The following is a 13,833-nucleotide window of genomic DNA, read 5'->3' on the forward strand; positions in this document are numbered from 1 at the left end:
TCGCCTCGGCGGGTGGGACGGATACCCACGCACCAAACCGGGCCCCATCACCATGCGGCATGGCCTCCAGTACTTCTTGGGCATGGCGGCGGCGTGGGAAACCCTCAAAGATGTGTGAATCAGCTAGTGCGAACGCAGGGACCCATAACCACAAATGCTTGTTGTTTTGGGAAGGCGTCTGCCGGCTCGCCTCTCAGAGAGGCCGCTGCGTATAGGTCCCTGCGTTCGCAGGGACGACCGAAGATATCAATCCACCTTCTCGTCGGCATAGACGCCCCACAGCCTTTGCTGCTCGATCCAGCCGTCAAAGCCGTTGCCAATCACTCGGCACCAGCCATTGGTGCATTTCTTGACTTGTGCGACGACGCCGGCCTGCAGGCGGGCCGCTACCGCACTGGTCGGATCGGGCCGATCGTAGAGCGAGGCAAGATCGTCCTTGGTCTTCATGGTGACGACCGCGGTTCGGCGGCCGGACAGCAGGGAATGATAGACCCAGCCCTCGGCGCCTTCGGAATCGCGCACGCGGCGCCAGTTCTCGAATTCGGCTGTTACTTCGACCGGCAGGCCCGAACGGGTATAGATCCAGGCGACGTCGTTGTCCTTGGTCGGACCGGCCCGGACATTCACATGGTCGGATTTGAGGCTGACATATCGCGGCACCGGCAGGCCGCTCGTGGTGATGGCCGAATCCTTGGCCGAAAACCCGGTGCTGACCGATGCAAGAAGCCAGCACCCCGCCAGCACCGCCACCGAACAGAAACGCCCCAACGCCATCAACTCGTCTCCTGCCGAGATACTCCCAACTCAAATTCTTCAAGTTGAGACCGCCCGCTAACGCCCGAAAACCCCAAACCCCTGCTGCGTCGCACCCCGGATTGTGACTTCCGAGGGGTTCTTGTCTTGGCCCGGCCTTCTGATAGAGAGGACGGAACGCCGAGAACAAGAACGCCCGGATTTTCCGCTTGCTTATCCGAGGTAAGTATTGGGAACCCAAGACCACCAAGGAAACAGCGGGACACCGGGACCGCGCGGCGTCTGCAGTGTCGAACAACCGGGTTAATGAGGTCTGAACGGCGAAGCCTTTGACGGCCTGAAGGGTTGGCAAGCCATAGCCTCATGAGAGCAGGACATGTCGGTTAAGAAAAAACCTCTCGTCGTCGTCACCCGCAAATTGCCGGACTCGATCGAGACCCGGATGCGCGAACTTTTCGACGCGAGGCTGAACCTCGATGATGCGCCGATGACGGCGGAACAAATTGCGGATGCGGTCCGCACGGCCGACGTGCTGGTGCCGACCGTCACCGACATGATCAGCGAAGAGATCCTCAAAGATCCCGACTGCAAGCTGCGCATGATCGCCAATTTCGGCAACGGCGTCGACAATATCGACGTCACGGCGGCGCATGCGCGCGGCATCACGGTGACCAACACGCCGAAGGTACTGACCGAAGACACCGCCGACATGACCATGGCGCTGATTCTCGCGGTGCCGCGGCGACTGATCGAGGGCGCCTCGATCCTGACCGACGGCAAGAGCTGGCCGGGCTGGTCGCCGACCTGGATGCTCGGCCATCGCATCGGCGGAAAACGCCTCGGCATCATCGGCATGGGCCGGATCGGCCAGGCCGTGGCCCGGCGGGCGCGCGCCTTCGGCCTGCAGATCCACTATCACAACCGCCGTCCCGTGGCGCCGCGCATCGCCGAAGAACTCGGCGCGACATATTGGGAAAGCCTCGATCAGATGCTGGCGCGGATGGACATCATCTCGGTGAACTGTCCGCATACGCCGGCGACCTATCATCTGCTGTCGGCGCGGCGGCTGAAGCTGATCCGCAAAGACGCCTATATCGTCAACACCGCGCGCGGCGGAGTGATCGACGAGGACACGCTGATCAAGTTGATCGAAGCCGGCGACGTCGGCGGCGCCGGCCTCGACGTCTACGAGCATGAGCCCGCGATCAATCCGAAACTGGTGCGGCTGGCGAAAGCCGGCAAGGTGACGCTGCTGCCGCATATGGGCTCGGCAACGATCGAAGGCCGCGTCGAGATGGGCGAGAAGGTCATCATCAATATCCGGACCTTCCTCGACAACCACAAGCCGCCGGACCGCGTGCTGCCCAGCATGCTGTGAGCGGGATTACTCGGCGAGTCGTCCCCGCCTAGTGCGCAATTGCGCACGGGGCGCGGGGACCCATAACCACCGAAGTCAATTGTAGCTAACAGCTGGAGCACAAGCTCGGCACAATCACGTCAGCCAGTGGTTATGGGTCCCGGCTCAAGGCCGGGACGACGACGAGTTCGTGGCTAACTATGCTGGCTTATTCCTGCGCCGCTCGCGCTTCCGCCACTCCGCGACAAAGGCTACGAACGCGGCCAGCGCCGGCGGCGGCTGGCGGCGGCTCGGATAATACAGAAACGGTCCAGGAAACGGCGCGCACCAATCGTCGAGTACGCTGACGAGCGCACCTGATTTGATGCCGTAGCGAACGTAACCCTCGAATGTCAGCCAGAAGCCCGTGCCATCATGGACGGCGCGTAGCGCTAGTCCCAGATGGGTCGCGATCAACTTTGCCGGCGGCGAGACCTTGACGACGCGGCCCGCCTTTTCGAATTCCCAATCCAGCATCGCGCCGCTGCCAAAGCGGGTGCGGATGCAGGCGTGATCGAGCAGCTCCTTCGGATGTTTCGGCCGGCCATGCTGCGCGACATACTCGCGCGAGGCTACCACGGCGTAGCGCTGTGGCGCCCCGAGCGAGACCGCGATCATGTCCTGCGCCAGATGCTCGCCGTAGCGCACGCCGGCATCGAAACCCTGGGCCACGATATCGACGAACGAACTCTCGCCGACGACCTCCAGATCGATCTTGGGATACGCTGCAAGAAACGGAGCGACCATCGGCGCCAGCACCAGATCGATCGCCGGCGGCGGCGCATTGATGCGCAAACGTCCTGACGGCACGGCGCGCAGGCCGCGCACCTGGTCGAGCGCCGCGCCGACATCTGATATCGCCGGGCCGACGCGGGCCAATAACAGCTCGCCGGCTTCGGTGAGGGCGACGCTGCGCGTCGTGCGATTCATCAACCGGACGCCGAGCCGCTCCTCCATGTCGCGCAGCCGCTGGCTGAGGCTGGAGACGGAGACGCCCTGCTCGGTCGCGGCGCGGCGGAAATTCCGGGTGCGCGCCACGGCAACGAAGGCGTCGAGATCGCGGAGATCAAAATTCCTCATTGTTCGATATAGTGAACAAGCTATTTGGAATTGTCCAGCTTATCGTCACCATTGAGAGGGTTCATATCAGCCTCGTCATCACGGCGCGTAACGCCCCACGATTTCGAGGAGAACCATCATGGAAAAACGCAAACTCGGCTCCACCGGCCCCACCGTCTCAGCGATCGGCCTCGGCTGCATGGGCATGTCAGATTTTTACGGCCCCGCCGACCGCAGCGAGAGCATCGCCACGATCCATGCCGCACTCGATGCAGGAATTACGTTGCTCGACACCGGCGATTTCTACGGCATGGGCCACAATGAGATGCTGATCCGCGAAGCGCTCGCTGGCCGTAAACGCGATAATCTGCAGATCAGCGTGAAGTTCGGGGCGCTGCGCGATCCCAACAAGGGCTTTCTCGGCTATGACAGCCGCCCGGCCGCGATCAGGAATTTTGTCGCCTATTCGCTGCAGCGGCTCGGCGTCGACACCATCGACATCTATCGGCCGGCGCGGCTCGATCCGGATGTGCCGATCGAAGAAACCGTCGGCGCGATGGCCGACATGGTGAAAGCCGGCTGGATCAGACATATCGGTCTTTCCGAAGTCGGCTCCGACACCATTCGTCGGGCGCACGCCGTGCATCCCATCGTCGACTTGCAGATCGAGTATTCGCTGCTTGCACGCGGCATCGAGAACGACATCCTGAAGACCTGCCGCGAGCTTGGCATCGGCATCACCGCCTACGGCGTGCTGGCGCGCGGCCTGATCAGCGGTCACTGGACCAAGGATCGGTCCGGCGCGCAGGACTTTCGCGCCATCAGCCCGCGCTTTCAGGGCAGCAATCTCGATGCCAACCTGGTGCTGGTGGACTCGTTGCGACGAATTGCCGACGATGTCGGTGCTTCGCCGGCGCAGGTCGCCATCGCCTGGGTCGCGGCGCAGGGCAACGATATCGTGCCGCTGGTCGGCGCCCGCCGTCGCGACCGTCTCGCTGAAGCGCTCGGTGCACTCGACGTGAAGCTGACGCCGGCTCATCTGGCCGCACTTGCCGATGCGTTCCCGCCGGGCGCGGCCGCGGGGGCGCGCTATCCCGAGGCGCAGCTCGCGCATATGGACAGCGAGAAGCGGTGAATACTACGCCGCGTGCCCGCTTAAATCGACGATGACCGGCGTATCGCCGTTGAGCGGGTTTTGCGGATCACGCGTGTAACGCAAGGTTTCAAATCGCATCGCGCGCGCATCCACCATGACCAGCCGCCCGACCAGGCTCTCGCCGAAGCCGACGATCTCCCGGATCGCTTCCAGCGCCATCATCGAACCCAGCATGCCCGCCAGCGCGCCCATCACGCCGGCTTCGGCGCAGGCCGGCACGGTGCCCGGCGGCGGCCGCTCGGGAAACAGGCAGCGATAGGTCGGGTTGAAGTGACCATCGGCGTCCCGTTCATGTGCACGGATCGTGGTCAGCGATCCGTCGAACACCCCCAGCGCCGCCGTGATCAGCGGCTTGCCGGCGAAGAAGCAGGCATCGGAAACCAGATAGCGGGTTTCGAAATTGTCGGAGCCGTCGAGCACAAGATCGTAGTCGTCGATCAGCGACATCACATTCCCCGCATCGAGGCGAACCGCATGCGCCTCGAAGTGAACATGGGGGTTGAGGGCATGAACCGTCTCCGCCGCGCTATCTACCTTGCGCCGTCCGATGTCCGGCGTGGTGTGGATGATCTGGCGCTGCAGGTTGGACAGCGAGACGATGTCGTCATCAACCGCGCCGAGTCTGCCGACGCCGGCCGCCGCCAGATACATCAGGACCGGCGCGCCAAGACCGCCGGCGCCGATCACCAGCACGGACGCCTCTTTCAGCGCGGCCTGCCCCGGGCCGCCGACTTCGCGCAGCACGATATGGCGGGCATAGCGTTCGAGTTCGTCAGCCGTCAGCATGGTCGTTTCAGATCCTTCCACATCACGCCTATCAAACCCTCATGGTGAGGAGCGCGGAACGCGCGTCTCGAACCACGAGGCCCCGATCTCGCCCGCAGCCATCCTTCGAGACGGCCGCTTCGCGGTCAGGATGAGGACCTCAATGAGCCTCTGAACCGGGGCGCGGTTGGTGCCGACTAAGCAGATGTGCTTAATTGGCGGGACGTCAATGAGCGCTCCCCTATTCCACTCCGGCATTCTCCTGGATTTGTCATGAGATCGGTGCTTTCGGCAACATTGATGATGGCAGCCTTGGGTTTGGCGGCCTCCGGACCACCGGCGCGGGCGCAGATGACGCCGCCGTCCACCGCAGGGGCCAAGGCGAAGCCGGTGACGACGGTGCCGATCCGTCCCGCGCCGCAGAAGCCCGAGGACACGGCCAAGGCATTGGGGCAGGCCGAGCGGCTGGCGCTGCAGTCGGATCTCGCCTGGGTCGGGCAGTATAACGGCGCGATCACGGGCGACGTCAGCGAGCGCATGGTCAATGCGATCAAGGAATTCCAGAAATCCCGCGGAGCCAAGCAGACCGGTGTGCTCAATCCGCAGGAGCGCGGCGTCCTCGCCGACACCGCCAAGAAAAAACAGGAAAGCGTCGGCTGGAAGATCGTCACCGATCCCGGCATCGGGGTGCGGCTCGGCATTCCCGGCAAACTGGTGCCGCAGCAAGCCAGCGACGCCAACGGCACCAAATGGACCTCCCCGACCGGCACGATCCAGGTTCAACTGGCGCGGCGCAAGGAAGCCGGTCCCACCACGGCAAAGCTCGCCGAGCGCGAGAAGAAGGAGCCGGGGCGCAGCACCGACTACACCGTGGTCAAGCCTGATTTCTTCGTGCTGTCCGGCCTGCAGGGCCTGAAGAAATTCTACATGCGCGGGACGTTCAGGGGTGACGAGGTCCGCATCCTCACCATTCTCTACGATCAGGCGACCGAGAATACCGTGGAACCGGTCGTGATCGCGATGTCGAGCGCATTCAACGCGTTCCCGGCGGCGGCGCAAATCGCGGGGCCGCCCCCGCGCAAGACCGTGGAATACGGCACAGGCGTTGTGGTCGGCGACGACGGCGCGATCATTGCCGACCGCCAGATTACCGACGGCTGCCTCACGGTCGCGATCGCGGGCTTCGGCAATGCCGATCGCGTCGCCGAGGACAAGGAGCACGATATCGCGCTGCTGCGCATCTATGGCGCGCGCGGATTGAAAGCCCTCGATCTCGCCGACGCCGCCACGAAAACCGCGCTCGACCTCACCGGCATTGCCGATCCGCAGAACCAGGGTGGCGGCGCCGCCGTGACCAGCGTCAAGGCTTCGGTAGCCCAGCTTGGCGGCGGCAGCGATATCGCGCTGTCGCCCGCGCCGGCGCTCGGCTTTTCCGGCGCGCCCGCGCATGATGGCGACGGCAAGTTTGCCGGCATCGCGCTGTTGAAACCGGTTCAAATAGCCGGGCCGGCAAACGGTGCACCCGCGGCGCAGGCGGTGCTGGTGACCACCGACACCGTGCGCGGCTTCCTCAAGGCTAATGGCGTCGGCGCGGCCGGCGGAGCGAGCGATGCGAAGGCGTCGGTGGTCCGCGTGATCTGCGTGAGGAAGTAAGCTCCCGCCAATGACCCCTTCATGCTGTTTCGTCCCGTTTCTTGTTGTGGTTTCATTGGCGGCAAAATGCGCCGCACGGCAGTATTTGCCCGGATGACCACCATTCCAGAATCGGGCATCATTGCAAGCTGACTGATTCGGACTACCGCGATCCCCTGACCTTTGGATCGGGCTGGGCACGTCTGAGCGAGCGCGTATCTCGACGTCGCAGAATGCGGCGCGGCTCGTGTGGCGTAATCCAAATGCCTGAAAGCCATCCAGAGGATCCAGAATGCAGACGATCGTATTGGCCACCCAGAAGGGCGGCTCGGGGAAAAGCACGCTCACCATCAGCCTTGCGCTTGCCGCCATCCGGGCCGGACACACCGTCCGCGTGATCGAGACGGACTCGCAAGGCACGCTTTCGAACTGGAAGCGGAGACGCCCCTATGCCGCGCCGATCGTCGAGCCGATCTATGCCGCCAGGGAGGTCGAACAACGCCTGCAATCGCTTGGCCGCGAGGGCGTGACGGTGACGATCGTGGATACCGCCGGCGGTATCAGTGCGGCGACCAATTCAGCCATTCGTTATGCCGATTTCTGCCTGATCCCGACCCGCCCCAGCATCGCCGACATCGAGGCGACTGCCGCCACCCTCAGCGTCATCAGGGCTTGGCACAAGCCGTTCGCCTATGTCCTGAACCAGACGCCGATCCGGGGCGCGGCGCGCCTCGCCGGCGCGGAGAACGCGCTGAGTAACGAGGCCGCGCTCGACATCGACGATATCGTTGCCCGACCCATCATCATGATGCGCAACGATCACCAGGACGCGCTGAGCTCCGGCCTCGCGGTCTGCGAATACGCACCCGGCAGCAAATCCGCCGAAGAAATCCGCGATCTCTGGCGGTGGGTCGAGGCGCGGCTGGGCAATGAGGCTGCGGCTGCCGACGAACCGATCATCGAGGAAATCGTGGAAACGCCCGCGAGGCTTCCCGCCATGGCGGCTCTGCCCTCCACCCAAAACGACAGTGCCTTCTTCCTGAGAGCGCCGGCTCGAAGCTGATCCCCTCTGCGGCGACGCCGACTTGTCCGCCGAAGTTTGGCGAGCGAAGGCGGAAGCAATCCAGGCCACCAGCCCCGGCTGGATTGCTTCGCTCCGCCTACCTGTTCCGGCGCAGCCAGTTCTCCCGCGTCACGCGCCATTTTTCCGCGAGCGCCTGACCGCTGTGATGGGCAAGCTCGACGTAGCCGACAAGTTCGGCGCCGGTCTTTTGCTTGACCCGGCGTGACGCTACGTTGGTCACCGCATTGCAGGCGTAGAAGCTCTCGATCCCGAGCGTGCGGAAGGCAAAATCGTTTACCGCCGACACGGCTTCGCTCATCAGGCCCTGATTCCAATAGCGCTCCGCGAGCCAGAAGCCTCGGTTGCCCTTCGCATTGTCCGACCTCGGGCGAAAGCGAATATTCCCGATCGCCTCGCCGTCACCGCCGCGCAGCGTCAGCATCCAATTATAGATTTCCTCGCCCGCGGCCACCCTTTCCAATTCCCTCGCGATGAAGGTATTCGCGCCGTCCTCCGGATATGGCCAGGGGACAACCGACGCGAGATGCTGGATGATGTTCCAGTTGTTGAAATGACGTTGGATCGCCGGCGCATCGGACAGCGCGAGCGGCCGCAAGATCAGTCGCGCCGTATGCAGCGTCGGCGTATGGGTTATTTCTGACATTTCGGGCACCAGAAGGTCGAGCGGCCGTTCTGCACGAAGCGCCGCACGACGCCGCCGCAGCCCTTGGTCTGGCATTTCTCGCCTTCGCGATCATAGACCTGGAATGAATGCTGGAAATAGCCGAGTTCGCCCGAGGTCAACCGATGGTCGTTGATCGAGGAGCCGCCGGCCTTGATCGCCTGATTGAGCACCGCGTGAATCGCGCCGACCAACCGCCCGGCATAGTCGGTCGGCTCGCCCTTTTTCGTCGCCAGCGTCGCCGCCAATCGGCGCGGCGACAGATGCGACCGGTACAGCGCCTCGCAGACATAGATATTGCCGAGCCCTGCGACCACGCGCTGGTCGAGCAGCGCGGCCTTCAGGCTGGTCTTCTTGTTGAAGCATGAGCGCGCCAGCATCGCGGCGTCGAATTCGTTGCCGAGCGGCTCGGGGCCGAGGCCCTTCAACAGCGGCTCATCTTCCAGCGCATTGCGGGCGATGATCTTCATGTAACCGAAACGGCGCGGATCGTTGAACACGATCGCCGCGCCCGATGACATGTGAAACACCACATGATCGTGCGTGCGGTCGTCGCTGCGCGGATGGTGGAATTGGCCGGGCGCGTTGTTGAAGTCGCCTTCGAGCACCCGGAACGAGCCGGACATGCCCAGATGCATCAGCAGCACGTCGCCGGAGGCGAGATCGGCCATCAGGTATTTGGCGCGGCGGCCTAGACCGGTCACGGTCTGACCTTCCAGCCGCGCGATAAAGTCTTTTTGAAAGGGAAACCGCAAATCCTTGCGCCGGGCTTCCGCTTTGAGGATTTTCGACCCCTCCATGGCGGGCTGCAGGCCGCGGCGGACGGTCTCAACTTCGGGCAATTCAGGCATGCAGGCATTCACCTTATGGAGGTGACGTGATAGCGCCATTGCGGCGGGCGCGCTATGGTCCGGTAATGGAGTAAAGTGATGGATCGGCCGGATCAAACCACCCATTTTGGCTACAGGGACGTGCCCCTGGGGGATAAGCAGACGCTGGTGAACGACGTATTTCACAGCGTGGCGTCCCGCTACGACCTGATGAACGACCTGATGTCCGCAGGCCTGCACCGGGTCTGGAAAGGCATCATGATCAATGCGCTCAATCCGCCGAAGGGCGATGCGCCGTTTGCGCTGCTCGACGTCGCCGGCGGCACCGGAGATATCGCCTTCCGCGCAGCCGGGGCGGCAGGTGCAGGCTTTCACGCCACTGTCTGCGACATTAATACCGACATGCTCGGGGTTGGCCGCAACCGCGCGCTCGCGCGTCATCTCGACCAGCAGGTGTCCTTTGTCGAGGGCAATGCCGAGGCACTGGCGTTTCCGGCGCGTTCTTTCGACGCCTACACCATTGCGTTCGGCATTCGCAACGTGCCGCGGATCGACGCCGCGCTGCGCGAAGCCTATCGCGTGCTGCGGCCCGGCAGCAGATTTTTGTGCCTGGAATTCTCCACCGTCGACGTTCCGGGGCTCGACCGGCTCTATGACCTATTCTCGTTCAAGGTGATTCCGCCGCTCGGCCGCGCCGTGACGGGCGATGCTGAATCCTATCAGTATCTCGTCGAATCGATCCGGAAATTCCCCCGGCCCAATGTATTTGCCGAGATGATCCGCGACGCCGGCTTTTCCCGGGTGAAGTGGGAAAGCCTTTCCGGCGGTATCGTGGCGTTGCATTCGGGCTGGCGTTTGTGATTTCTGCGGCCACCCACATCGCGCGGCTCGTCCGCGCCGCTTACGTGTTCGCACGCGAAGGCGTGTTCGGCGTCGTCGACCCGAGCCTGGTGCCACCGCCCGGTCAGCTCGCGCTGCGGCTGGCGCGATTGATCGAACGCCCCGGCGACAAATCCGGTCCGCGGCTATCGCGCGCGCTGACACGGCTCGGCCCCGCTTATCTCAAGCTCGGACAGTTTCTGGCGACCCGGCCCGACGTGGTCGGCGTCGCGATGGCCCGCGATCTGGAAAGCCTGCAGGACCGCCTGCCGCCGTTTTCGCAAAGCGAAGCCGAGGCCGTGATTGCCGCGTCGCTGGAACGCTCTGTGGCTAAAGCGTTTGTCAGCCTCGGGCCGGCGGTCGCCGCCGCCTCGATTGCGCAGGTGCATCGCGGCGAGATCGAGCGGCATGGCGTACGCCGGCCGGTCGCCGTCAAAGTGCTCCGGCCCAATGTCGCCACGCGCTTCCGGCGCGATCTCTCCGATTTTTTCTTCGTCGCCCATAATGCGGAAGCGCATTCGGCCGAAGCGCGGCGGCTGCGGCTGATCGAGGTCATCAACACGATGTCCCGCACGGTCGCGATGGAGATGGACCTGCGGCTCGAGGCGGCCGCCCTGTCCGAGATGGCGGAGAACACACGGGACGATCCGGATTTCCGCGTGCCGGCCGTCGACTGGGACCGCACCACTCACAACGTGCTGACGATGGAGTGGATCGACGGCATCGCGCTGAACGACCACGCGCGGCTCCAACAATCGCATGTCGACATGCCCGATCTCGGGCGCAAGGTGATCCAGAGCTTCCTGCGCCATGCGCTGCGCGACGGCTTCTTCCATGCCGACATGCATCCCGGCAATCTGTTTCTCGACGATACCGGACGGCTGGTGGCCGTCGATTTCGGCATCATGGGCCGGCTCGGGCTGAAGGAGCGGCGTTTCCTTGCGGAGATTTTGCTGGGCTTCATCACGCGGGACTACCGCCGCGTCGCGGAGGTGCATTTCGAGGCCGGCTACGTGCCGGGCCATCACTCGGTCGAGAATTTCGCGCAAGCCATCCGCGCCATCGGCGAGCCGATCCATAATCGCACCGCCGAAGAAATCTCGATGGCGAAGCTGTTGACGCTGCTGCTTGAGGTCACCGGGCTGTTCGACATGCAGACCCGGCCCGAACTGATCCTGCTGCAAAAGACCATGGTGGTGGTCGAAGGCGTCGCGCGCGGCTTCGACCCCAAGCTCGATATCTGGAAGGTGGCCGATCCCGTGGTGCGCGAATGGATCGAGCGCAATCTCGGCCCCCTCGGGCGGGTTCAGAGCGCGATGTCCGGCGCCGGCGAGCTTAGCCGCGTGGCGGCGAGCCTGCCGGCAATCGCTTCCCGGGCAGTCGCCGTGATCGAGCACATGGAGAAGATGACCCGGGAGGGCCTGACGCTGTCGCCGGAGACGATCGCCGCCCTGGGCCGCGCCGAGGGCCGCAAGAGCCGCTGGCGGACGGTGGCACTCTGGATCATTGCGGTGACCTTTATCGGAATTTTGATCGCTATCCGACAGTTGTGATTGCAATGCTGTCAGAGCGTGATAGCATTGATTGCAGCGCTCGCTGGAGGCCGCCATGGCCAGCCTAACCATCCGAAAACTGGACGAAACCGTCAAAGCCTATCTGCGTCTCCGCTCGGCGGGGAACGGCCGCTCGGTCGAAGAGGAAGTCCGCGTCATCCTCGGGGAGCTGATACAGGGGCGCTCCGAACTGCCAGGCGGCGCCTCCTCGCCACCGTCCACAGAGGCCCCCGGGCTGGCCTCGCGCTCCGTCAGCCCTTCCAGCGAGCGGAATGTCACCCTGATCATCGGCGGCGGCATCGCCGCCTTCAAATCGCTGGAGCTGATCCGGCGGCTGAAGGAGCGGCACATCGACGTCCGCTGCGTGCTGACCAAGGCCGCGCAGCAATTCGTCACGCCGCTTTCCGCCAGCGCACTGTCGCACGAGCGTGTCTACACTGACCTGTTCGACCCCGGCAGCGAATTCGACGCCGGCCATATCCGGCTGGCGCGCGAATGCGATTTGATCGTGGTGGCGCCGGCAACCGCGGATCTGATGGCGAAGATGGCGCACGGCCACGCCGACGATCTCGCCAGCGCCATCCTGCTGGCGGCGAACCGGCCGATCCTGCTGGCGCCGGCGATGAACCCCTTGATGTGGAATAATGCCGCCACCCGCCGCAACGTGCTGCAGCTTAGGCGCGACGGCATCCATATGATCGGCCCCAGTGTCGGCGAGATGGCTGAAGCGGGTGAGGCCGGCGTCGGACGGATGTCGGAGGCGATCGAAATCGCCGCCGCTGCCGTCGACATTCTCCGTCCGCCGCGGCCGCGCCCGCTCACAGGCAAGCGCGTGCTGATCACGGCGGGGCCGACGCATGAGGCGATCGACCCCGTGCGCTATATCGCCAACCGTTCCTCCGGCAAACAGGGCTTTGCCATCGCCGCCGCCGCGCAGGCAGCGGGTGCCGATGTCACGCTGGTCTCCGGCCCGGTCGAATTGCGCGATCCCGCAGGCGTGACCGTGATCCGGGTGGAATCGGCGCGCGACATGTTGCATCGGGTCGAAGCCGCCTTGCCGGCCGATATCGCGATCTTCGCAGCCGCCGTCGCCGACTGGCGGGTCGCCAATGAAGGCGAGCAAAAGCTGAAGAAGACTTCCGCCGGCATGCCGCCGCTGCAACTGGTGGAAAACCCGGACATTCTCGCAACGATTTCGAAACTGAAAGACAAGCGCCCGCCGCTGGTAATCGGATTTGCCGCCGAGACCGAGCATCTGATCGACAACGCCAAGGCCAAGATCGCGCGCAAGGGCTGCGACTGGATCGTCGCCAACGACGTCTCGCCCGCGCTAGGGGTGATGGGCGGCGATCGCAACACCGTTCATCTGCTGACGCGCGACGGCGAAGATAACAACGTCGACAACATCAAGGTGGACTCCTGGCCGGTAATGACCAAGGAACAGGTCGCAGCCGAACTGGTGGCGAAGATTGCAAAAACCGTGGAGAAGAGTTCGTGAGCGCGACAGTGAAGGTCGACATCCGCCAATTGCCGCACGGCGAAGGTCTCGCGCTGCCGGCCTATCAGAGCGCCGACGCCGCCGGGCTCGACCTTCTCGCGGCAGTGCCGGCGGACACGCCCCTGATCCTGCCTCCGGGCAAATACGCAATGGTGCCGACCGGGCTCACGATCGCGCTGCCTTCAGGATATGAGGCCCAGGTACGGCCACGTTCCGGACTTGCCGCCAAACATGGCGTCACCGTCTTGAATTCGCCGGGCACGGTGGACGCGGATTACCGCGGCGAGGTCAACGTGCTCTTGATCAATCATGGCGACACGTCGTTCCCGATCCGGCGCGGCGAGCGCATCGCGCAGATGGTGATCGCGCCTGTCGTGCAGGCGCAACTCGTTCCGGTGGTGTCGCTTCCAACAACCGACCGCGGCAGTGGCGGTTTCGGCTCGACAGGACGCTGAATCGGTTGGTAAAGGCGACTCTCAACGGTAACGGCCGAATTTTTCACAGCCAAATTTGCGTTCACGGTCTGGACTCTTACCGGCTGACTCCCGAAGGGGATACTCTCGACCC

Annotated in this window: 13 protein-coding genes; 8 read left to right on the top strand and 5 right to left on the bottom strand. The window is 64.0% G+C overall.

Features of this window, described 5'->3' with window-relative positions; all coding sequences use genetic code 11:
• Positions 1-246: 246 nt before the first annotated feature.
• A complete protein-coding gene (locus tag GWE18_RS34025; RefSeq protein WP_275190037.1) occupies positions 247-774 on the bottom strand; it encodes an SH3 domain-containing protein in 528 nt (175 codons plus the stop codon).
• 355 nt (positions 775-1,129) lie between these two features.
• On the opposite strand from GWE18_RS34025, the gene GWE18_RS34030 reads away from it, so the two are divergent.
• Positions 1,130-2,131 carry a D-glycerate dehydrogenase gene (locus GWE18_RS34030; RefSeq protein ID WP_275190038.1) on the top strand — a complete coding sequence of 334 codons (1,002 nt, stop codon included), beginning with the start codon at positions 1,130-1,132 and terminating at the stop codon, positions 2,129-2,131.
• 177 nt (positions 2,132-2,308) lie between these two features.
• Here the strand turns inward: GWE18_RS34030 and GWE18_RS34035 are convergent, their stop codons facing one another.
• The gene (locus GWE18_RS34035) at positions 2,309-3,229 is read right to left on the bottom strand and encodes a LysR family transcriptional regulator (protein WP_275190039.1); all 921 of its coding nucleotides are present in this window, start codon (positions 3,227-3,229) and stop codon (positions 2,309-2,311) included.
• Positions 3,230-3,347: 118 nt separating this feature from the next.
• Here GWE18_RS34035 and GWE18_RS34040 point away from each other — a divergent pair, with 118 nt between their 5' ends.
• A complete protein-coding gene (locus tag GWE18_RS34040) occupies positions 3,348-4,343 on the top strand; it encodes an aldo/keto reductase (RefSeq protein WP_275190040.1) in 996 nt (331 codons plus the stop codon).
• 3 nt (positions 4,344-4,346) lie between these two features.
• On the opposite strand, the gene moeB is transcribed toward GWE18_RS34040, so the two are convergent.
• Positions 4,347-5,150 carry a molybdopterin-synthase adenylyltransferase MoeB gene (gene moeB, locus GWE18_RS34045; RefSeq protein WP_275190041.1) on the bottom strand — a complete coding sequence of 268 codons (804 nt, stop codon included), beginning with the start codon at positions 5,148-5,150 and terminating at the stop codon, positions 4,347-4,349.
• Between the two features lie 252 nt (positions 5,151-5,402).
• On the opposite strand from moeB, the gene GWE18_RS34050 reads away from it, so the two are divergent.
• Both GWE18_RS34050 and GWE18_RS34055 read left to right on the top strand, forming a co-directional pair.
• A complete protein-coding gene (locus GWE18_RS34050; RefSeq protein WP_275190042.1) occupies positions 5,403-6,782 on the top strand; it encodes a serine protease in 1,380 nt (459 codons plus the stop codon).
• A 271-nt stretch (positions 6,783-7,053) separates the two neighbouring features.
• Entirely contained in the window at positions 7,054-7,824 is a 771-nt protein-coding gene (locus GWE18_RS34055) for a ParA family protein (protein ID WP_275190043.1), read from the top strand.
• 97 nt (positions 7,825-7,921) lie between these two features.
• Here the strand turns inward: GWE18_RS34055 and GWE18_RS34060 are convergent, their stop codons facing one another.
• Positions 7,922-8,488, bottom strand: coding sequence for a GNAT family N-acetyltransferase (locus tag GWE18_RS34060; protein WP_275190044.1), 567 nt, complete (start codon positions 8,486-8,488; stop codon positions 7,922-7,924).
• Positions 8,476-9,357 carry a bifunctional DNA-formamidopyrimidine glycosylase/DNA-(apurinic or apyrimidinic site) lyase gene (gene mutM / locus GWE18_RS34065; protein WP_275190045.1) on the bottom strand — a complete coding sequence of 294 codons (882 nt, stop codon included), beginning with the start codon at positions 9,355-9,357 and terminating at the stop codon, positions 8,476-8,478. The genes GWE18_RS34060 and mutM overlap by 13 nt, the downstream gene beginning before the upstream one ends.
• 78 nt (positions 9,358-9,435) lie before the next feature.
• Here mutM and ubiE point away from each other — a divergent pair, with 78 nt between their 5' ends.
• Genes ubiE through dut form a run of 4 tightly spaced genes read left to right on the top strand, consistent with a single transcriptional unit; the run spans position 9,436 to position 13,721 of the window.
• On the top strand, positions 9,436-10,197 hold the full coding sequence (ubiE, locus tag GWE18_RS34070; protein WP_275190046.1) for a bifunctional demethylmenaquinone methyltransferase/2-methoxy-6-polyprenyl-1,4-benzoquinol methylase UbiE: 762 nt from the start codon (positions 9,436-9,438) through the stop codon (positions 10,195-10,197).
• Complete coding sequence (ubiB, locus tag GWE18_RS34075) at positions 10,194-11,768, top strand: 2-polyprenylphenol 6-hydroxylase (protein ID WP_275190047.1); 1,575 nt, start codon at positions 10,194-10,196, stop codon at positions 11,766-11,768. The genes ubiE and ubiB overlap by 4 nt, the downstream gene beginning before the upstream one ends.
• 55 nt (positions 11,769-11,823) lie before the next feature.
• A complete protein-coding gene (gene coaBC / locus GWE18_RS34080) occupies positions 11,824-13,266 on the top strand; it encodes a bifunctional phosphopantothenoylcysteine decarboxylase/phosphopantothenate--cysteine ligase CoaBC (RefSeq protein WP_275190048.1) in 1,443 nt (480 codons plus the stop codon).
• Entirely contained in the window at positions 13,263-13,721 is a 459-nt protein-coding gene (gene dut / locus GWE18_RS34085) for a dUTP diphosphatase (RefSeq protein WP_275190049.1), read from the top strand. The genes coaBC and dut overlap by 4 nt, the downstream gene beginning before the upstream one ends.
• Positions 13,722-13,833: the final 112 nt, after the last annotated feature.

The organism is Bradyrhizobium sp. CSA112 (assembly GCF_029051645.1).
Lineage (GTDB): Bacteria > Pseudomonadota > Alphaproteobacteria > Rhizobiales > Xanthobacteraceae > Bradyrhizobium.

What these genes read in the sequence shown, in the direction of transcription:
- GWE18_RS34025 (WP_275190037.1), bottom strand. Translation starts at nt 774, where the DNA reads ATGGCGTTGGGGCGTTTCTGTTCGGTGGCGGTGCTGGCGGGGTGCTGG.
- GWE18_RS34030 (WP_275190038.1), top strand. Translation starts at nt 1,130, where the DNA reads ATGTCGGTTAAGAAAAAACCTCTCGTCGTCGTCACCCGCAAATTGCCG.
- GWE18_RS34035 (WP_275190039.1), bottom strand. Translation starts at nt 3,229, where the DNA reads ATGAGGAATTTTGATCTCCGCGATCTCGACGCCTTCGTTGCCGTGGCG.
- GWE18_RS34040 (WP_275190040.1), top strand. Translation starts at nt 3,348, where the DNA reads ATGGAAAAACGCAAACTCGGCTCCACCGGCCCCACCGTCTCAGCGATC.
- moeB (WP_275190041.1), bottom strand. Translation starts at nt 5,150, where the DNA reads ATGCTGACGGCTGACGAACTCGAACGCTATGCCCGCCATATCGTGCTG.
- GWE18_RS34050 (WP_275190042.1), top strand. Translation starts at nt 5,403, where the DNA reads ATGAGATCGGTGCTTTCGGCAACATTGATGATGGCAGCCTTGGGTTTG.
- GWE18_RS34055 (WP_275190043.1), top strand. Translation starts at nt 7,054, where the DNA reads ATGCAGACGATCGTATTGGCCACCCAGAAGGGCGGCTCGGGGAAAAGC.
- GWE18_RS34060 (WP_275190044.1), bottom strand. Translation starts at nt 8,488, where the DNA reads ATGTCAGAAATAACCCATACGCCGACGCTGCATACGGCGCGACTGATC.
- mutM (WP_275190045.1), bottom strand. Translation starts at nt 9,357, where the DNA reads ATGCCTGAATTGCCCGAAGTTGAGACCGTCCGCCGCGGCCTGCAGCCC.
- ubiE (WP_275190046.1), top strand. Translation starts at nt 9,436, where the DNA reads ATGGATCGGCCGGATCAAACCACCCATTTTGGCTACAGGGACGTGCCC.
- coaBC (WP_275190048.1), top strand. Translation starts at nt 11,824, where the DNA reads ATGGCCAGCCTAACCATCCGAAAACTGGACGAAACCGTCAAAGCCTAT.